At 66.5% G+C, this 18897-nt stretch carries 17 protein-coding genes; 9 read left to right on the top strand and 8 right to left on the bottom strand.

The window, feature by feature from the left end; all coding sequences use genetic code 11:
- Positions 1-107 precede the first annotated feature (107 nt).
- Positions 108-752, top strand: a complete 645-nt coding sequence (locus ACFUTU_RS06045; protein ID WP_377961956.1) for a hypothetical protein — start codon at positions 108-110, stop codon at positions 750-752.
- Positions 742-1992, top strand: a complete 1251-nt coding sequence (locus ACFUTU_RS06040) for a low temperature requirement protein A (RefSeq protein WP_377961953.1) — start codon at positions 742-744, stop codon at positions 1990-1992. The genes ACFUTU_RS06045 and ACFUTU_RS06040 overlap by 11 nt, the downstream gene beginning before the upstream one ends.
- A 36-nt stretch (positions 1993-2028) precedes the next feature.
- Here the strand turns inward: ACFUTU_RS06040 and gluQRS are convergent, their stop codons facing one another.
- Positions 2029-2910 (bottom strand): tRNA glutamyl-Q(34) synthetase GluQRS, encoded by an 882-nt coding sequence (gluQRS, locus tag ACFUTU_RS06035; protein ID WP_377961950.1) that lies wholly within the window; start codon positions 2908-2910, stop codon positions 2029-2031.
- Positions 2911-3297: 387 nt separating this feature from the next.
- Here gluQRS and ACFUTU_RS06030 point away from each other — a divergent pair, with 387 nt between their 5' ends.
- Entirely contained in the window at positions 3298-3756 is a 459-nt protein-coding gene (locus ACFUTU_RS06030; protein ID WP_377961947.1) for an Lrp/AsnC family transcriptional regulator, read from the top strand.
- 185 nt (positions 3757-3941) lie between these two features.
- Complete coding sequence (locus ACFUTU_RS06025; protein WP_377961944.1) at positions 3942-6665, top strand: FG-GAP repeat domain-containing protein; 2724 nt, start codon at positions 3942-3944, stop codon at positions 6663-6665.
- Between the two features lie 95 nt (positions 6666-6760).
- Here the strand turns inward: ACFUTU_RS06025 and ACFUTU_RS06020 are convergent, their stop codons facing one another.
- Positions 6761-7216: an Lrp/AsnC family transcriptional regulator gene (locus ACFUTU_RS06020; protein ID WP_377961941.1), complete on the bottom strand. Its 456-nt coding sequence runs from the start codon at positions 7214-7216 to the stop codon at positions 6761-6763.
- A 105-nt stretch (positions 7217-7321) separates the two neighbouring features.
- Between ACFUTU_RS06020 and ACFUTU_RS06015 the strand changes: the two genes are divergently transcribed.
- A complete protein-coding gene (locus ACFUTU_RS06015; RefSeq protein WP_377961938.1) occupies positions 7322-7969 on the top strand; it encodes a LysE family translocator in 648 nt (215 codons plus the stop codon).
- 20 nt (positions 7970-7989) lie between these two features.
- On the opposite strand, the gene ACFUTU_RS06010 is transcribed toward ACFUTU_RS06015, so the two are convergent.
- From ACFUTU_RS06010 to ACFUTU_RS05985, 6 genes are all read right to left on the bottom strand, one after another.
- Positions 7990-8349, bottom strand: a complete 360-nt coding sequence (locus ACFUTU_RS06010; protein ID WP_377961936.1) for a YybH family protein — start codon at positions 8347-8349, stop codon at positions 7990-7992.
- Between the two features lie 72 nt (positions 8350-8421).
- The gene (locus tag ACFUTU_RS06005; protein ID WP_377961933.1) at positions 8422-9384 is read right to left on the bottom strand and encodes a hypothetical protein; all 963 of its coding nucleotides are present in this window, start codon (positions 9382-9384) and stop codon (positions 8422-8424) included.
- A gap of 26 nt (positions 9385-9410) precedes the next feature.
- Positions 9411-9914 (bottom strand): DUF456 domain-containing protein, encoded by a 504-nt coding sequence (locus ACFUTU_RS06000; RefSeq protein ID WP_377961930.1) that lies wholly within the window; start codon positions 9912-9914, stop codon positions 9411-9413.
- Positions 9915-10077: 163 nt separating this feature from the next.
- Positions 10078-11283, bottom strand: a complete 1206-nt coding sequence (locus ACFUTU_RS05995; protein WP_377961927.1) for an NADP-dependent malic enzyme — start codon at positions 11281-11283, stop codon at positions 10078-10080.
- A 288-nt stretch (positions 11284-11571) separates the two neighbouring features.
- Positions 11572-12153 carry a TetR/AcrR family transcriptional regulator gene (locus tag ACFUTU_RS05990; RefSeq protein ID WP_377961925.1) on the bottom strand — a complete coding sequence of 194 codons (582 nt, stop codon included), beginning with the start codon at positions 12151-12153 and terminating at the stop codon, positions 11572-11574.
- A 139-nt stretch (positions 12154-12292) separates the two neighbouring features.
- On the bottom strand, positions 12293-13594 hold the full coding sequence (locus tag ACFUTU_RS05985) for an MFS transporter (protein ID WP_377961923.1): 1302 nt from the start codon (positions 13592-13594) through the stop codon (positions 12293-12295).
- A 158-nt stretch (positions 13595-13752) separates the two neighbouring features.
- On the opposite strand from ACFUTU_RS05985, the gene ACFUTU_RS05980 reads away from it, so the two are divergent.
- The 4 genes from ACFUTU_RS05980 to ACFUTU_RS05965 all read left to right on the top strand — a co-directional run bounded on the left by ACFUTU_RS05980 (position 13753) and on the right by ACFUTU_RS05965 (position 18870).
- Positions 13753-14883: a thermonuclease family protein gene (locus ACFUTU_RS05980; RefSeq protein ID WP_377961922.1), complete on the top strand. Its 1131-nt coding sequence runs from the start codon at positions 13753-13755 to the stop codon at positions 14881-14883.
- Between the two features lie 43 nt (positions 14884-14926).
- Complete coding sequence (gene rraA / locus ACFUTU_RS05975; RefSeq protein WP_377961919.1) at positions 14927-15415, top strand: ribonuclease E activity regulator RraA; 489 nt, start codon at positions 14927-14929, stop codon at positions 15413-15415.
- 106 nt (positions 15416-15521) lie between these two features.
- Positions 15522-17174 (top strand): MDR family MFS transporter, encoded by a 1653-nt coding sequence (locus ACFUTU_RS05970; RefSeq protein WP_377961916.1) that lies wholly within the window; start codon positions 15522-15524, stop codon positions 17172-17174.
- A 259-nt stretch (positions 17175-17433) separates the two neighbouring features.
- Complete coding sequence (locus ACFUTU_RS05965) at positions 17434-18870, top strand: sugar porter family MFS transporter (protein ID WP_377961910.1); 1437 nt, start codon at positions 17434-17436, stop codon at positions 18868-18870.
- The last annotated feature ends 27 nt before the right edge of the window (positions 18871-18897 follow it).

Below are 18897 nucleotides of genomic sequence, written 5' to 3'. Positions count from 1 at the left end.
CTCCGACCCTGCCATTTAGACGGTTCCGCGCCGGTTAGACGCGAAGGAACGTCGAATCGGCAGGGTACCGTCGAAACGGGCACGGAGGGCATAAAGGAGGGGCGCCAGTGATCCTTTTTCTCACGATCGTCAGCGGGCTGGCCTGGACGGCCGTGTATGCCGAAGCGGTCCGGCTGGGCTTCCGGGAACGCACCTACGCCATCCCGGCGGCAGCCCTGGCGCTCAACTTCGCCTGGGAAGCCATCTACGCGTCGCGCTCCGTGGCAACGGGCCTGTCGGCGCAAGGTGTCTTCAACGTCGTCTGGGGCCTGGCGGATGTTCTCATCGTCTACACCTTCCTCCGGTTCGGACGGGCCGAGCTGCCGCCGTGGATCACGCGGCCGCTCTTCGCGGGCTGGGCGGTCCTACTGGCAGTCACGTCGTTTGCGGTGCAGCTGCTCTTCGTGGCCGAGTTCGGCTGGGACGAGGCCACCAAGTACGCCGCGTTCCTGCAGAACCTGCTGATGTCGGGCCTGTTCATAGCGATGTTCGTTTCACGCGGCAGCGGCCGGGGCCAGTCACTCGTCATCGCCGTGGCCAAGTGGGTCGGCACCCTTGCCCCCACCATTGTTTACGGCGGGTACGGAAACTCGGCGCTGATCCTGGGACTCGGAGCCCTGTGCAGCGTATTCGACCTGACATATATTGCCCTGCTGTGGCGGGCGGGAGGGAGGCTGCGGAAACCCGCGCTACCTTTGACCCATGCCCTCTAATCCCCTCCGCCACGCGGTGGCGCGCATGGGCGGCCGCGATCCGCACCAGCCGCACCGGACAGCCACCCCTCTGGAGCTCTTTTTCGACCTGACGTTCGTGATCGCCTTCGGCGTGGCCGGCAACCAGTTTGCGCACGAGATCGCGGAAGCGCACTTCGGCGCCGGGCTGCTCGGTTTTTCCTTTGCGATGTTTGCCGTGATCTGGGCCTGGATCAACTTCACCTGGTTCGCCAGCGCCTACGACACCGACGACTGGGTGTTCCGGGTTGTCACCATGGTCCAGCTGGTGGGTGTCCTGGTCCTGACAATGGGGATCGAACCCATGTTCCACTCCCTTGTGGAGGGGAAGCACGTGGACAACACCGTCATTGTGGGCGGCTACATCATCATGCGGCTGGCGCTGATTTCCCAATGGCTGCGGGCCGCCCGCCAGGACCCCGCCCGGAGGAAAACGTGCCAGCGTTATGCCGGGTACCTGGCAGTGGTCCAGCTCGGGTGGATCGCCGTGCTGTTCATCCAGGCCGACATACTCACCACGTTCCTGATGATCGCACCGCTGTACGTCCTGGAACTGGCCACCCCCTACTGGGCCGAGCGGCACGCGACCACCCCCTGGCATGCCCACCACATCGCGGAACGCTACGGCCTGCTGGCCATCATCGCGCTCGGCGAATGCCTGATCGGCGCGGTGGAGACGCTCCGGGCCATTGTGTCCAACCACGGCTGGTCCGTAGATGCGGCCCTGGTGGGTTTCGCGGGCACCGCGCTGGCCTTCGGCATGTGGTGGATCTACTTCATCCTGCCGGCCGGCCGGGCGCTGCACCTGCAGCGGCACCGCTCGTACTTCTTCGGCTACGGGCACATCCCCGTCTTCGCCGCCATTGCCGCCACCGGGGCGGGCCTGCACGTCGCGGCGTACTACATCGATCACGCCGCGCACATCAGTGCCGCCGCGGCAGTGGCCACCATCGCCGTTCCGGTGGTGCTGTTCAAGGTCTCGCTGACGGCACTCTTCAGCGTCATGACGTGCGTGGACCGCGTCCTCATCGCCGTGACCACCGGGGTGGTGGTCGTGCTCGCGGGCAGCGTGGCGCTGGCGGCGGCCGGTGTCTCGGTGCCGGTCTGCCTGCTGATCATCGTTGCCGCACTCGCGGCTTCCATCGTCATCGACGAACGCCGGAGCACTGACCTGCTGCACGCGGCGCTGGAGCGGCTGGAGCAGCGCCACAAGACCGCCTGATTCTCCGCCGCCGGGTTTCGGCAGGCGGCGGCGGAGCTACAACCCCGTCCACACCCACGGTTCACGGGGCAGGCCAGCGGGTCGGAACTGTCCCAGGGCCGCCTCCAGGGATGGTCCCGGCAGGCCCAGCGACTCCAGGATGGCGCGCTGCACGGTCTGCGCCGGAATTCCGACGGCGGCCAGGTCACCAAGCGTGACCGCCCCGTCCCGCTTCGCCAGCCGGACGCCGTCGGCATTCACCACCAGCGGCACGTGCGCGTATTCCGGCACGGGAATATTCAACAGAGCCGCCAAGTATGCCTGCCGGGGCGTGGACGGCAGGAGGTCGTCCCCGCGGACCACCTGGTCTATGCCCTGCTCGGCATCGTCCACGACGACGGCCAGGTTGTACGCGGTTACGCCGTCGTTCCGGCGCAGGACGAAGTCGTCCACCATTCCCGTGAATGCCCCGTGCAGCACATCCTGCACGGTCCATTCAGCTGCCGCGGAACGCAGCCGGATGGCAGCCGGGCGGGTGGACCGCTTGAACTCCAGCTCCGCGGTCGACAGGTCCCGGCATGTTCCGGGGTACGCACCCTGCGGCGCGTGCGGGGCGGACGGGGCCTCCTGGATTTCACGGCGGGTGCAGAAGCACTCGTAGGTCAGTCCCGCCGCCGCCAGCTGTCCGATGGCAGCCGTGTACAACGGTTCGCGGTCCGTCTGCCGCACCACGGCACCGTCCCAGGTCACTCCGACGGCGGCCAGGTCACGCAGCTGCACTGCCTCGGCCCCGGCCCGGGCGCGGTCGAGGTCCTCGACGCGCAGCAGAAACCGCCGTCCGGTGGAGCGGGCAAAAAGCCAGGCAAGGATTGCCGTCCGGAGGTTCCCCACATGCAGCTCGCCGGACGGGCTGGGGGCGAAGCGGCCAGCGCGTGTCATGCCCTCCACCCTATGCCGAACACCACAAGAGCCCCTCAGCTACCGCGCACTCCGGGCGTTGGCCGGGAATCGGTGGCTCAGGGGCTCTTGCCGTGCCTGTCCCGGACGAAACCCCGTCAGGGGGTCGCCGTCGTGGAAAGCGAGGCACTTCTTGCGGAAAGACGAATGCGTGAACAAGTGTCAATCAGCGGCTGCGTCCTTGCGGGAAGCGTGGTCCAGGGACGCCGGGTGGTGTGCCGGGTACCTGTAGCCTGCCGGCTGTGGGGGTAACCACCGCCTGCGTTGCCACTATCTGAGCAGAAGACCTACAGTAGGCGCAACGGGCATGGGACAGACTGGTCAATCTGACCACTCGCCCCTTCCGAAACCGGACAGGAAGTGATCAGATTGCAGCAGCTCGACTCCACCGACAGGCGAATCCTTGCTGCCCTGGACGAGGATCCCCGGCTGCCCATCATGGTCTTGTCGCAGCGGCTGGGCCTGGCCCGCGGAACGGTGCAGTCACGCCTGGAGCGGATGACGGCGTCAGGCGCCCTGCGGCCCAACAGCAGCCGCGTGCTGCCGGCGGCCTTGGGCCGGGGCGTTGCGGCGGCAGTCAGTGCCGAACTGGACCAAAGCCATCTCAACGAGGCCATCGCTGCGCTGCGCGAAATCCCCGAGGTGCTGGAGTGCCATGCCCCGGCGGGTGATACGGACCTGCTGATCCGCGTGGTGGCGACGAGCCCCGATGACCTGTACCGGGTTTCCGAGGAGATCCGGCTGTGCCCGGGAATCGTCCGGACGTCCACGAGCATGTTCCTGCGCGAGGTGATTCCGTACCGGACAACCGGCCTCCTAGAGGACTGAATTCGAGCGTCGGAGTCGCCCCACCGATACTGCGCAAATCATTGGGGAAAACTGCGGATATTCCGGCGGCTGTCCTGCGGTGGCAGCAGTAGCCTGATTCCGCATCCGCCGCAGCGTTGGGCAGTCGGCGGATGCGTTGTTCACCCAGGGTCTCCGCCGGGGGGTCGGTCTCAATTAGGAACTCAATGCGCTCTTTTTCCCGTTCAATCGCGTCGGTCACCGGCTTGCTGGTTCTCGCCGCGGGCCTCGTCTCGCTGCCTGGCTCCGCTTTGGCGGCTACAGATCCTGCCGGAAACAGCACGTCCCTGCCCGTCGAGTCAGCTTCGGAACAGGAACACCACGGGTACGAGTCCGCACCGGGCGTACCGATGGACGGGCCGCCGGCCGGGCTGGCCCTGCAGGCCGAAGCCGGCGGTACGGCAACCGCCGCTCTCTCCGTCAAGCTCGTCACGGTAAAGCTCTCGGACACCGGGACCAGCACCGTTGATATCGAGGCGGCAAAACGTGCCATCGTGGCTACCAGCAGCTACTGGAAGGCCATGTCCGGCGGCCGCATATCCATGACAGTGGACCCCGCATTGACCGTCATCAACCGCACTTCCCTGGCGAAGTCGACGGACTCCTACTACGACATGATCAACAGGATCACCACCGAGCTGAAGTGGACGTACAGCCCCAACAAGGCCCTGGTGATCTTCGTTCCCAGCGCCACGCTCGGCGGCGGCGCCCTGGGCGCCGGTTTCAGCAGCACCGGCAACAGCGGACGGGTGCTGATGCCGCAGATCAGCGGCTTCACCAACAGTGTTCTCGCCCACGAGTTCGGCCACGTCCTGGGCTCCATGCACGCCGATGCCCTGCAGTGCGGCAGCGGCGTCTCGGATGTGGGCGTCACAGGCACGGGCCAGTTCACCGATTCATCCTGCTACCTCCGGGAGTACGGCGACAGCACCGACATCATGGGGCTGTCCAGCTACAACATGCCGGTGATCAGCTCGCCGTTCTGGGACGCCAAGGGCCTGGGCGCTGCCACGGACATCCGCGACCTCGGCGTCGCCACAGGCGTCAAGACGTACACGCTGAAGCCGTGGGGCAACACGAGCCTGGCCTACCGTGCGGTGAAATTTACCGACCCGGTCAGCAAGGAGGTCTACTACCTGGAACTCCGGCAGCCGGCAGGCTATGACGCCTACCTGGCCAGCGGCCCCGCGGGCAACCGCGGCGTGAAGGTGGTCCAGCGGGGCGGCGCCACGCCCACGTCTTCTCTGGTGCTGATGCCTTCCACCATCCCCTTCAGCGGGTACTACGCCACCAACCACACCTGGCAGGCGGGCAGCACCTTCAGGACGCATGCGGGAACCCGGGTCACCGTCAACTCCGTCACGGCCACCTCCGCCACCGTGACCATCGACGCCGACCCCGCCCTGCACAGCAAGATCCAGTTCTCTGCGGGTGACCTCAACGGCGACGGACGGCCTGACGTGGTCTCCCGGGAAGCCGACGGCTCGCTCCTGCTCTTCCCCGGCCTGGGCGGCAACAAGCTTGGAACGGCCGTGAAGATCGGCTCGGGCTGGGACATCTTCAACACCGTCCTGGGCAACGGCGACTTCAACGGCGACGGGAAGACGGACCTCATGGCCCGGACGTCTGACGGCGCACTGTGGCTGTACCCGGGCAACGGCACCGGAGGTTTCCTGCCGCGCACGCAGATCGGGTCCGGCTGGCAGGGCTTCAAACGCATCATCGCACCCGGTGATTTCAGCGGCGACAAGCGGGCCGACCTGCTGGCCATGCGTACCGACGGAACGCTGTGGCTGTACCCGGGCAACGGCACCGGCGGGTTCCTGGCGGCCAGGCAGATCGGCTCCGGCTGGCAGGGCTTCACCGCCGTCAGCGCGGCGGGAGGGCTCGCCACCGGCCCCGGCCTGCTCGCCCGCTCCAGCACCGGAACCGTCTACCTGTACCCGGGCAACGGCGCCGGAGGCTTCCTGGCACGCCGGACGCTGGCGAGCGGATGGCCCAGCACCGAGCTGATCGCCGGCCAGGACTTCACCTCCGACGGGCTCACGGATATTCTCTCGGCCAGCAGCACCGGGGCGATCACTGCTTACGCGGGCAACGGCACCGGCGGTTTCGCGACCAAGCTGAAGATCAGCACCGGCTGGGGCGGCTTCAGCCAGGTATGGGAGGCCGGGGACTTCGACGGCGACGGCAAGCCTGATCTCCTGGCACGCACGACCCAGGGAGCCCTGCGGCTCTATTCCGGCAACGGTTCGGGCGGCTTCCGCACGACCCGCCAGATCGGCACCAGCTGGCAGGTCTTCGACCAGGTGGTCTCCGCCGGCAACTTCAACGGCGCCGGCGGCCCTGACCTCCTGGCCCGGAAACCGGACGGCTCGCTGTGGCTCTACCCCACCAACGGAACGGGGCTCTTCCAGACCCCGAAAAAGGTCGGCAGCGGCTGGCAGGCCTTCTCGCGGATCATCGCTCCCGGCGACTTCTCCGGCGACGGTAAGACGGACGTCATTGCCCAGACCCCGGACGGCAAGCTGTGGCTCTACCCCGGCAGCGGGACAGGCGGCTTCCTCGCCCGGAAGCAGATCGGTTCCGGCTGGGCAGGTTTCAGCCAGGTGGTCGCCGGCAATGACTTCAACGGCGACGGAAAAGCCGACCTGATGGCCCGCGCGTCGGACGGCTCCCTCTGGCTCTACCCCGGCAGCGGCGCCTCCGGATTCCTCCCCCGCACACTGCTGGGAACCGGCTGGAATGCCTTCACCACGTTTGCCAGCGTGGGCCGCTTCGCCGGAACGGGCAACCCGAACGTCGTTTCCGTGTCGGCCGACGGGGCCATGTGGCTCCACACCGGCACCGGGAAGGGCGCCTTCCAGAACGTCGTGCTGAACCCCCGCTGAGCAGGGGAGCCAGTCCAGCGCGAGCGGACACTTGTGGCCCCTGATCCACCCGGATCAGGGGCCACAAGTGTCCCTTCGCGCTGTTGGAAACCGGGTCACACCGGCGGGCCGGCGTTGGATTTCAGGTTCTTCATCACCAGCGTTGAAGTCAGGCGTTCCACCCCCGGCAGGACTGTCAGCTCGCTGTCGTAAAAGCGCTGGTAGGAGGGCAGGTCCGCCGCGATCACCTTCAGCAGGTAGTCGGGGGAACCGAAGAGCCGCTGCGCCTCCACGATGTTCGGGTTCTCCGCCACGCGGTTCTCAAAGATCTCCATCGTGGGCCGGTCCACTTGGCGGAGGGTCACGAACACGATGGCCTCAAAGCCAAGCCCGACGGCGGCCGGGTCGATGTCCGCCTTGTAGCCGCGGATCACGCCGGACTGCTCCAGGTCGCGCAGCCTCCGGTGGCAGGGTGCCACGGTCAGGCCCACCTTCGCGGCGAGCGCCGTGGCAGTGATTCTGCCGTCCTCCTTGAGGTGGCGCAAAATATTTCTGTCAACGTGATCTATCACGCAAAGATATTACTCCCCCACCCGCGATCCGCGCGAAATTTGAAAGCACCTCCGGCGGCTTTTTGCCTACGCTTTTCGTACAGCCAAAACCGCAGGAGCCCGCCCATGAACCCCCAGCTTTTCCTCGCCTTTATCGTGGTGGCAGCCGCCCTGGCCTGCACCCCGGGAGTGGACTGGGCGTACTCCATCACGGCCGGCCTCGGGCGCCGCAGTTTTGTGCCCGCGGTCGCGGGCCTGTGCAGCGGCTACGTGCTGCACACCGTGCTTATGGTTGCCGGGCTTGCCGCCGTCCTGGCCAGCATGCCGGGCCTGCTGGGCTGGATCACAGTGGCCGGCGCCGTCTACCTGCTGTGGCTCGGAACCGTCACCATCCGCTCATGGCGCAGTGCAAGCTTCAGCCCGGGGGCCGCCGTCGGAAATCCGGGGCGGAACCAGTTCCGTTCCTTCCTCCAGGGCGTAGGCACCAGCGGCATCAACCCCAAGGGACTGCTGTTCTTCCTGGCCCTCGTGCCGCAGTTCGTCAGCGCCGACGCGCCGCTGCCGGTGCCGGTCCAATCCGGCCTGCTGGGCCTGACCTTCGTGCTGCTCGCGGCCCTTGTCTACACCTGCGTGGCGCTGCTCTCGCGGAAGCTCCTGCAGTCCCGGCCCACGGCAGCCCGGCGGGTCACGCTGGCCAGCGGCATCATCATGGTTGTCCTCGGCATCGCGCTGCTGTCAGAACAGCTGCTTCCGCAGCTGACCCGGCTCGGCTAGGTCAGACGGCTCGGCCAGGGTCAGATCTTCTGCTCCATGAACCACTCGGTAAAGCCTGACGCCCGCCCGTCCGCATCGAGCCGGATCACCCACAGGTTCTCGTAGTTGGGGCGGTCATCAAGGTACGTGGTGCGGCCCTGCACAAACGCCAGATCGCCGTCGGAGCCCAGCAGTGACCACTCGAACCTCCACTCCCCCGGCTGGTCCGCGGAACCGATCCAGCGTTCCACGATCTGTTCGCGGCCGCGCCACGGGTCGGGGTCGTAGGGCCGTGTGGCGTACACGGCCTCCTCGGTGAACAGCGCCCCGATGTCCCCGGGATCGTTGGAGGTCCACGCCGCAATGTACTTGTCCATCCACTGCCGGATTGCGTCAGTCATGGCTCCGTTGTATCGCGGCCCCCAACTGTCCACAAGAGCCGGGCTGTCCACAAGAGCCGGCAGCATGGGGCCTCAGTCGCCCCCGAACTGCTTCCACTTCTGTTCCCACGCCCGGCGCGCCTCGATGTCCTTGCGGATGACCTCGAACGTTTCGAGCTCCGCCTGCCTGCCGCGCTGCCACTCCCGCGGGTTGAGGGACTTGCGTCCGTTGTCCAGCAGTATCAGCGCACGGTCCGTCAGGGCGTCGTTGCGCAGGGACATGCTGGTCTTCGGCCGGCGCAGGACCTCCTTCAGTGCCTGCTGGGCCTGGGCGTGGGCGCCGAGCCGGCGCAGGGAACGCGCACGCACCAGGAGCAGTGCTGCGGAGAGGTCGTCGGCATTCATCAGCCCCTCGGTCCAGACAACCACCTCCTGGTCCCGGCCCAGGGCGGCAGCGAGTGCGCACCTCGCCAGCGCAGTGGGCAATGACGGCGGCAGCCGAACCAGCGTTTCCAGGGCCGCCTCGGTCTGTCCCGTTTCCCGCAGGGAATGGGACAGCGCAAGGAAAACCGACTCCTCGCTGAACAGCACCGGAACCACGATGCGTTCGGCCACCTCCACCCGGGTGACCACCCGCGTGAGGTAACTGGCGGCAAACTGGTTGGCTTCGTCGTCGTTCCTGATGGACAGCCCGCGCTGCAGGAGCTCGGCGGCCCGCAGGTAGCCGCCCTGCCGGTAGGCGAGGAGACCGGCCATCACACAGCACAGTCCGGCCCAACCGGGATAAGCGCGGCCGGCGGCAATGAGCCGGTTGGGGTCGGTGTTGGAAAAGATGGCGTCGTATACGGTGCGGGCCGCTTTTCCGGGCAGCAGCTTGAGCCGCGGGACGCTGCCGTCCACGCTGATCCGCGAGTCACCGCCGCCGAGCATGCCGTGGATGAGTCCGCCCATGCCCTCGGCCACTTCGCGGACCGGCGTGCGGACCTTGCCACAGCCGAACGGCGTGAGGTCGCGCGTGTCGCGGTAGATCGGTCCTGGAAACTGCCCCGCGCTCATTCCTCCATGCTAATCGGGGGAGCGAATCAGGCCGAAGCGGCGCCCACCCAGACGCCCACCACCCAGGTGCTGGCTGCGAGGCAGGCCAGGCCGAACTCCGCGAGCATGCCCAGCCCCGTCGCCTTGAGCGCGGCCCAGCTGGACGTCAGCGCAGCCCCGACATTCCGGGTACGCAGGATCTCGCTTACCAGCAGCCCGGCCGCGAAGCCAACGAACAGGCCCACCACGGGAATGACGAACATGCCGGCAATGCCCAGCACCACCCCGACGGCGACGCTCCGGCTGGGAATCCGGTGCTCCTTCAGTTTGCGGCCGGCGAGGACGGCGCTGGCCGCCATGCCCGCCAGAACGAACACCATGCCGACGGCGAAAACCACCCAGCCGGTCACGCCCTCGCCGCCCCAGATGGCCCAGGCCAGCAGGCTCAGGCCGATCAGGAAACTGCCCGGCAGGACCGGGATGACGGTGCCGGCCACGCCAACCAGGATGGCCAGGCCGCACAGGATGGTCACAAGGGTTTGCGCGTTCATCACCCCAGTCTAGGGAAGGGCCAGTCTAGGGAAGGGCCAGCCTAGGGAACGGTTGAGTTGGGGAACGACGACGGCGGCGCCTCCCACGCAAAGGAGGCACCGCCGTCGGACCGTGAGTCAGCCCGTTCCCGGCCGGCGCTTCAGCCGGCCTGTAACTGCAGCCTTAGTTGGCTTCGGCTGCGGCTACTGCGGCAACCGCGGCCGTGACGGCCGGTGCCACTCGCGGATCCAGCGGGCTGGGCACGATGTAGGACGCAGACAGTTTGTCATCCGCCAGCTCGGCAATGGCGCGGGCCGCTGCAACCTTCATGGCGGGGGTGATGCGGCGTGCGCCGGCGTCCAGGGCGCCGCGGAAGATGCCGGGGAACGCCAGGACGTTGTTGATCTGGTTCGGGAAGTCGCTGCGGCCGGTCGCCACCACAGCGGCGTACTTGGACGCGACCTCAGGCAGAACTTCGGGATCCGGGTTGGAGAGTGCGAACACGATGGAGCTGTGGTTCATCAGCTTCAGGTGCTCCTCGTCCAGCTTGGATGACGAGACGCCGACGAAGACGTCCGCTCCCAGCAGCGCCTCGCCGGGACCCCCGGAGATGCCGCGCGGGTTGCTGCGCTGCGCCATCTGGGCCTTCTTGCTGGCGGGATCGGCGGCGATGTCGGCACGCTCGGAGTTGATGACGCCGCGGGAATCGAGCAGCACCACGTCCTCGATGCCGGCGGTGAGCAGGATTTCGGCGATGGCGATGCCGGCAGCACCGGCCCCCGAGATCACCACGCGGAGTTCCTCCAGCCCGCGGCCGGTCACCTTCGCGGCGCCTGTCAGCGCGGCGAGAACCACGACGGCGGTGCCGTGCTGGTCATCGTGCATGACGGGGCAGTCCAGGGCCTCGATGAGCTTCTCTTCGAGTTCGAAGCAGCGCGGGGCGGCGATGTCCTCAAGGTTCACGGCGCCGAAGCTGGGACGCAGCCGGACGAGGGTTTCCACGATCTCATCGACGTCGGTGGTGTTGAGGACCAGCGGGATGGAATCCAGCTCGCCGAATGCCTTGAAGAGGGCGGACTTGCCCTCCATGACGGGCAGCGATGCGCTGGCGCCGATGTTTCCCAGGCCAAGGACGGCAGTGCCGTCACTGACCACGGCGACGAGGCGCTGGGCCCAGGTGTGGCTCTTGGCGAGTTCCGGGTCAGCGTGGATGGCCCGGCTGACCTGGGCAACGCCCGGCGTGTAGGCGATGGAAAGGTCGCGCTTGTTGCTGAGGGGGACGGTGCTGGCGATGGAGAGCTTGCCGCCCTCGTGGGCAGCGAAAATTTCCTGGTCAGTCAGCTCTGCGGCTGCGCTGGTGTCGTTCGGAGCGATGGTTTCAGTGGACACGTCGTTGTCTCCTGTGGCTAGCCGTGGGCGCACGGCACAGATGGCTCGAGCAGTCGGGCTCAAGTTGGTCAGGTACGCGCTTTGCTGGCGGCCCAAGGGTGGCGGGTTCCGCCGGAAAGCCTGGGGAAGTGCGGGGTACTGGCCACTCCGGTAGTGCCATGTTAGACAGGACAAAGGCCCGCTCAGTGCCAAAAGCGCCGCTTCAGCCCGGATAAAGCAGATTTTGTGCCTGTTTGTGGCTCATTTCACCATTTTTGGACCCTTTTATGACCTACTGGTCTAGACCGGTTACGCGCTATTCCGTGCCAAACGGGGCGCCGGCATCAGCAGCGTGCAGGCTTTCTTGAGGTCTTCCTCGGCCTCGAAGAGGGAAAGCCGCCGGCACCGGACGGACTGGACTAGACCGGCAACAGTCAGCAGCAGAACGCGGGCAATGGCCTGTTCGCCGCACACGGCAGTCACGGCCCGTTCCGCGAGGGAATCGATCTCGCGGAGCAGGCCGGTGGTGTCGCGGTCCTTGAGGTACACGCCTTGGCTCAGGCACTGTTCGACCGCTGGCTGCATGACGCGCATGTGGAAAATTTCCATCGCCACCCCGGAGAGCGCATGAATGCGGACGGCCCCCGGCCCGGTCCCCGTCTTCAGCTCGCCGAGCTGGTGCCGGTACAGGGCCAGCATCAGGTGGGTGACGGAGGGGAAGTAGCGGTACAGGGTGCCGAGCGGAACGTTGGCTTGGGCAGCTACCTCCGAGAGGGTTACGGCGTTGAGGCCCTTGCGGGCAAAGCTGGCGGCAACCTCGAGGATCCGGTTATAGCGGCGCAGCTGCCGGGGAAGGGAAGGCGGGGCGGCCATGGGCGGAAGATCAGGCATAGAGTCAAGCATCATCAGTCCGGAGGTTGAGATTCCTGGTGCAGTCAGGAAGAGCCCCATTCCCGGTCCTGCCGCGATTCGCACTCCACTATACGGCACCCACCCTTTGGGTTTCCTGGGAGCCCGGCCGGCGCTGACCCTAGTCAACACCCTTGATCTTCACCACGAAAACGGCGCCCAGCAAGCCGATGATGGCGGCTGCGACGTAGAGAGACACGTAACCTCCCCACATGGTGACGAACGGCCACGCGATCACCGGGGCGATGACCTGCGGCAGGGAGCTGGCGACGTTGACGACGCCAAGGTCCTTGCCCCGGTCGGCGGCGTTGGGAAGCACCTGGGTGATGAGCGCGAAGTCCACGGCGAGGTACGCGCCGAACCCGACGCCCAGCACGCACGCGCCGACGATGCCGCCCGTCCATGTCGGCGCGAAGGCGAGGATCAGTGACGCCAGCGCAATGATCGCGGAGGAGGCGATCACCAGGGGCTTGCGTTTGCCCGTCCTGTCGCTGAGCCTGCCGCCCACCAGGCTGCTGATGATCACGAACACGGCGTACAGCCCGGTCAGCACGAGAAAGCCGAAGGCGGGTTCCAGGCCCGTGGTTTCCTTCAGGTGCACGGCGTCCGCCAGGAAAAACAGCAGGTACAGAGTGACCATGTGGTTGCCGATGTTGACCAGCAGCCGCGTGGTCCAGGCCCAGGCGAAGTCCGGGTGCCGCAGCGGCCTGATAAATCCCAGCAGGAATTCGGCCCAGTTCATCGGCCGGGCAGCCCCTACCCGGAGGGGGCTGTCGTCGCTCTTGACCAGGTACATCACCACGCCGGCCACGAGGGCGGCCGCACAGATGATGTAGCCCAGCGCGTAGTTTCCGCTGACAGCGGCGCCAATCACCGCACCAACGAGTATTCCGGCCGTCTGCCCCATGGCCGCGAGTCCGCCCACGGTCGCGCGCTGCGGGACGGGGACGCGGTCCGGAACAGCGGCGAAGATCGCGGCATAAGCGGCGTTGCAGCCTGCCTGGACGAGGCACCACATCAGCGTCATCACCGCGACGTTCGGCGCGCCCGCCAGGCCCACCAGCGCGGCGGCACCCAGGACGGCGCCTGCCAGCACCCACGGCACACGGCGGCCCAAGCGGGACGCCGTGCGGTCGCTGAAGGCGCCAAAGAGCGGATTGGCCACCATCGACACAGCGGCGCCGGCACCGTTCACGAGGGCGAAGATGGCTTCCTTCTGCCCCGGATCGAAATGTTCGGACTGCTGGGCGAGGAGAACCTGGATGGGGCCGAAAAAGGCCGCGTTGATGCCCAGATTGACCAGCACCACGCCCGTGATCCAGAGCGGCCGGACGCGCTCGGTCGGTTCAGCGAGCGCGGCGGAGCGCGTGGTGCGCACCAGCCCGGGGTCGGGTACCGCACCGGGTGTGTCGGACAGGCTCACAGCGGTCTCCCCCTCGAACATCATGACGATGGAATCAGACTATCTCTGGCACGATTAAAAGCTCGTTCATTGCGGTAATAGAATGCCCTCAGCCAGCCTCTTGCCACGGGGGTATTTCCGGCAGAACAGTCATCACTCATTCCATGGGGGAATGCACCTTGTCATCACAAAACGCAGGACGTACCGTCCTGCTCAGATCCGCCTCGCTTGCGGCCGTAGCCGCGCTGGCGCTCACGGCATGCACCGGCAATAACTCGCAGCCGACCTCCAACGCCAGCCAGAACCCTTCCGCCAACGAGGCTACGGTCATTCGTGTCATCGATGGAGACACGTTCGTGGCGACGACCGCTGCAGGGGAGAAGACCATTCGCCTGCTCAACGTAGATACACCGGAAACGAAGGACCCGAACGCGCCGGTGGAGTGCTTGGGGCCCGAAGCTACTGCCGCTCTGGAAGAACTCCTTCCGGTCGGATCATCGGTGCGGCTGGAGCTCGACGAAGAGCCGACCGACAAGTATGGACGGACACTGGCCGGCGTTTACGATGCAAAAGGAACTTTGATCAATGCCGAAGTCGCGCGCCAAGGCTTGGGCGTTCCCGTCCTCATTGAGCCGAACCGCAAGTTCTATCCAGCTGTTGTGGATGCCTTTGAACAGGCCCGTAGCCGCGCCATCGGACTAAACTCCACAGATCTCGCCTGCCTGCCCGCTCAGCAGGTTGAGAGAGCAGTGGCAGCGGTGGAAACGATCACTGCCCTCCCCGTCTCGGAATCGACGTCAGCACTCGATAAATCCAATGCAGGCCTGGTGACTGCTCTTGCGACAATTGCTGCGCTCAAGACAGCTTCAGCGGCTAAAGACAAGGTCCATTGGGCCGCGTACGAGGCATCCAGGCTGAATGCGCTCGTTTCACGACTGGACTCCGCAGCTTCAGCGGCGAATGCACGTCAGGCAGCAATCAGGAGCAAGAAGAAAAGCATCGCTGAAGCCGCAGCAGCAGCGAAGGCCGCCAGGGTGAAAGCTGAAGCCGCAGCTAAGGCGGCAGCGGCGAAGGCCGCGGCTGAAGCTGCAGCCAAGGCCAAGGCAGATGCCCAGGCGGCCGCCGCCGCCGAGGCCGAGCGCATCAGGAACCTGCCTCCTGTCTACGTTCCGCCGGCTCCACCTGTCTACACTCCGCCGGCATACGCACCGCCGGCTGCTCCGGCACCACCCGTCAGCGACCCGTACGCGGGCTATACCGGCCCGCGATGCTATGCGCCGGGCGGCAAGACGTGGAGGCCGTGCGGATGATAATTAGGTTTACCAGCCCACCGATAGTCGCTAAGGAGAACCAATGACCGCTTCGCCTGCCAATGCCGCCGTCAATACCGCCGACCTCTACGACGAACGCGGTGAGGAACTTAACTCCATCTCCCTGCAGTTCCAGTCCCTGGGCGGCCACACCCATTTCAGCGGCCCTGTCCGGACCGTGCGCTGCTTCGAGGACAACGCCCTCGTCAAGGGCATCCTCGGAACCCCGGGCAACGGGGCGGTGCTGGTGGTGGACGGCGCCGGCTCCCTGCGGACTGCGCTGATGGGGGACCTGATCGCGGCGAGCGCCGTGGAAAACGGCTGGGCCGGCGTCGTCATCAACGGCGCCATCCGCGACCGTGAGGCGATTGCGGAACTGCCCCTCGGCGTCAAGGCCCTGGGCAGCAACCCGCGCAAGAGTGCCAAGGCCGGCGCGGGCGAAACCGACGTGGACGTGCTGATCGACGGCGTGACCATCCGCACCGGCGCCACCATCTGGTGCGACCCGGACGGCATCCTGGTCGAGCGCTGAGGCACGTAAAAATTTCCGTTGCTCCGGGGAACAAAGCAGCAAGTAACATAGTTACTGAAAGCAACTATCAAATGCGATCCCCCTTTCTCTTGACCCTGGAGCAGCCATGTCCAAAACCACCGCAGGACCCGCACCCGGAGAGGCCCTGACGCAGCGGCAGACCATCACCGTCATGGTGGGGCTGATGCTCGGCATGTTCCTGTCCTCGCTGGACCAGACCATCGTGTCCACGTCGATCTACACCATTGCCAATGATTTGGACGGGCTGTCCCTGCAGGCGTGGGCCACCACCGCGTACCTCATCACCTCTACGGTCACCACGCCGCTGTACGGCAAGCTCAGCGACATCTTCGGCCGCCGCCCGCTCTACCTCGCGGCGATCGTCATCTTCCTGGCCGGCTCGCTGTACGCCGGCTCGGTGCACTCAATGACCGGGCTGGCCATCGCCCGCGGCATCCAGGGCATGGGTGCCGGCGGCCTGCTGGCCCTGGCGCTGACCATCATCGGCGACATCGTCCCGCTCAAGGACAGGGCCAAGTTCCAGGGTTACTTCATGTCCGTGTTCGGCATCTCCTCGGTCCTCGGCCCGGTGGTGGGCGGCGCTTTCGCCGGTTCCCAGAACATCCTGGGCTTCGATGGCTGGCGCTGGGTCTTCTTCATCAACCTGCCCATCGGCCTGGCCGCGCTGGTGGTGGTGTTCCTCTACCTGCACCTGCCCGCCAAGCACGTCAAGCAGCGGATCGACTACTGGGGGGCCGCGGCCATCACCCTGGCCATCGTGCCGCTGCTGCTGGTCGCCGAACAGGGCCGCAGCTGGGGCTGGACGTCTGCCAACTCCTTCATCTGCTACGGCCTGGGCATCATCGGCATTGTTGCGTTCCTGCTGGCCGAGCGCCGCGCCGGCGACTACGCGCTGATCCCGCTGCGCCTCTTCCGGAACGTCACCTTCGGACTGTCCTCGCTGCTGAACTTCATCATCGGCATCGGCATGTTCGGCGCCATCGCGATGCTGCCCATGTACCTGCAGCTGGTCAAGGGCCTGACACCCACCGAAGCCGGCCTGATGATGATCACCTTCACCATCGGCATCCTCACCGGTTCCATCACCGCCGGACGCACCATCTCGGCGTCGGGCACCTACCGCATCTTCCCCATCCTCGGCACCGCCATCCTGACCGCCGCTGCCATCGTCATGGGAGTGTCCCTCGGTGCTGACACCGATCTCTGGGTCCCCGGCCTGATCGCTGTGTTCTTCGGCCTGGGCCTGGGCTTCTGCATGCAGCCGCTCACCCTCGCCATGCAGGTCTCGGTCCCGGCGAAGGACATGGGTGTGGGCACCTCCACCGCCGCGTTCTTCCGGTCCATGGGCGGCGCCGTAGGAACGGCCGTCTTCATCTCCATGCTGTTCAGCCTGGCCGCCGACAAGATCGCCGACGGCATGAAGGACGCCATGCAAAGCGCCGACTACCTCAAGGTCCTCCAGGACCCCGCCGTCGCCGCTGACCCTGCCAACGCCAAGCTCTACGACTTCTTCAAGAACGGCGCGAGCAACGACTCCCTCAACGACACCAGCTGGCTGCACTCCGCGAACCCGGTGCTCACCCGGCCCATCACGGAGGGTTTTGCCCAGTCGATCGACGCCGTCATGCTCACCGCCGCCATCCTCACCGGCGTCGCCTTCCTCATCAGCTTCGCGCTGCCGAAGAAGAAGCTGACCGACCCCAAGTCCGTCATGAAGGAGCCCGCGGCCGCCCACTAGGGACGGTTTCCGCGGCTAAGTTACGGCGGGCACCCTTCGGGGTGCCCCCGTTTCGTTTTCCCGCGGAAATCCGCCGCAAGCGGCACCAAACGGACGACGACGGCGGGACGGCCCGCCGTCGTCGTCCTCCGTCCCGAAGTGGATCGGCGTGCGGTGACGTGGCACACTGTTAGGCGCGTGTGCGCCGGCCGACAGGGCCGGTTTCCGCAGCCGACGACGTTTGCACCGCATCCACCCACCCCCAAACCAAGGGAGAACCATGTCCAGCGACAAGCAAACAAACGCCAAGATTCCCAAGCGGGTGATCTGGCTGGCGCTTGCCGGCGCTGTGGGCGGATTCCTGTTCGGCTTCGACTCCTCCGTGGTCAACGGAGCGGTCGATGCCATGAAGGACGAATTCGCGCTGAGCGAGGCCGTCACCGGTTTCGCCGTGGCCGTGGCGCTGCTGGGCTGTGCGGCCGGTGCCTACCTGGCCGGCAAGGTGGCGGACCGCTACGGCCGCATCCCCGCCATGAAGCTGGGCGCATTCCTGTTCCTCATCAGCGCCATCGGCACCGGCTTCTGCTTCAGCGTTTGGGACCTCATTTTCTGGCGCCTGGTGGGTGGGCTTGGCATCGGCCTCGCCTCGGTGATTGCGCCCGCGTACATATCCGAGATCTCGCCGCGGCACGTCCGCGGCCGGCTTGCATCCCTGCAGCAGCTGGCCATCACCACGGGCATCTTCGCCGCGCTGCTGTCCGACGCCCTGTTTGCCACGTCTGCGGGCGGAGCGCACCAGGCGTTCTGGCTGGGCATCGAGGCCTGGCGCTGGATGTTCCTGGCCGCCGCCGTTCCTGCCGTGCTCTACGGCGTCATTTCCTACACGCTGCCCGAATCCCCGCGCTTCCTGGTGGTGCAGGGCAAGGAGGACCTGGCCCGGAAGGTCTTCGACTCCATCGCCCCCGGTGAGGACACCGACCGCCACCTGCGCGAAATCCGCGAGGCGATCGAGGAAGACCAGCTCGCCGGCAGGAAGGGCTCCCTCCGCGGCAAGGTGTTCGGCCTGCAGGCAGTGGTGTGGATCGGCATCACCCTGTCCGTGCTGCAGCAGTTCGTAGGCATCAACGTGATCTTCTACTACTCCACCACGCTGTGGAAGGCCGTGGGCTTCCAGGAAAAGGACTCGCTGGCCATCTCGGTGGCCACCTCCGTCACCAACATCCTTGTCACCCTCGTGGCCATCGCGCTCGTGGACCGGATCGGCCGGCGTCCCATCCTGCTGGCCGGCTCTGTTGGCATGGCCGTGTCCCTCGGCGCCATGGCCCTGGCTTTCGCCTCCGCCACGGGCACCGGCTCCGACATCACGCTGCCTGGTGCTTGGGGACCCGTTGCCCTGGTTGCGGCCAACGTCTTCGTGATCAGCTTCGGCGCCTCCTGGGGTCCGCTGGTGTGGGTGCTGCTGGGCGAGATCTTCCCGGCCCGGATCCGTGCCCGCGCCCTGGGCCTGGCCGCCGCCGCCCAGTGGATCGCCAACTTCGCCATCACGCTGAGCTTCCCCGTGATGGCCGCAGGCTCGCTGCCGCTGACGTACGCCATGTACGCACTCTTCGCGGCAGCATCGTTCTTCTTCGTCATGTACAAGGTGCCGGAGACGAACGGCATGTCGCTGGAACAGGCTGAGACCCTGTTTGTTCCGAAGGGGTCCGTCAAGGTCTGACCGGCTCTTGGCTCCTCCGGCATGAAA

The organism is Arthrobacter sp. NPDC057388, from assembly GCF_042668165.1.
GTDB lineage: Bacteria > Actinomycetota > Actinomycetes > Actinomycetales > Micrococcaceae > Arthrobacter.
The sequence above is the reverse complement of the archived record's forward strand: the minus strand, read 5'-3'. Positions and strand labels throughout refer to the sequence as shown.

Coding starts and splice junctions, on each gene's coding strand:
- ACFUTU_RS06040 (WP_377961953.1), top strand. CDS start 742: ATGCCCTCTAATCCCCTCCGCCACGCGGTGGCGCGCATGGGCGGCCGC.
- gluQRS (WP_377961950.1), bottom strand. CDS start 2,910: ATGACACGCGCTGGCCGCTTCGCCCCCAGCCCGTCCGGCGAGCTGCAT.
- ACFUTU_RS06025 (WP_377961944.1), top strand. CDS start 3,942: ATGCGCTCTTTTTCCCGTTCAATCGCGTCGGTCACCGGCTTGCTGGTT.
- ACFUTU_RS06015 (WP_377961938.1), top strand. CDS start 7,322: ATGAACCCCCAGCTTTTCCTCGCCTTTATCGTGGTGGCAGCCGCCCTG.
- ACFUTU_RS06010 (WP_377961936.1), bottom strand. CDS start 8,349: ATGACTGACGCAATCCGGCAGTGGATGGACAAGTACATTGCGGCGTGG.
- ACFUTU_RS06005 (WP_377961933.1), bottom strand. CDS start 9,384: ATGAGCGCGGGGCAGTTTCCAGGACCGATCTACCGCGACACGCGCGAC.
- ACFUTU_RS06000 (WP_377961930.1), bottom strand. CDS start 9,914: ATGAACGCGCAAACCCTTGTGACCATCCTGTGCGGCCTGGCCATCCTG.
- ACFUTU_RS05990 (WP_377961925.1), bottom strand. CDS start 12,153: ATGCCTGATCTTCCGCCCATGGCCGCCCCGCCTTCCCTTCCCCGGCAG.
- rraA (WP_377961919.1), top strand. CDS start 14,927: ATGACCGCTTCGCCTGCCAATGCCGCCGTCAATACCGCCGACCTCTAC.
- ACFUTU_RS05970 (WP_377961916.1), top strand. CDS start 15,522: ATGTCCAAAACCACCGCAGGACCCGCACCCGGAGAGGCCCTGACGCAG.
- ACFUTU_RS05965 (WP_377961910.1), top strand. CDS start 17,434: ATGTCCAGCGACAAGCAAACAAACGCCAAGATTCCCAAGCGGGTGATC.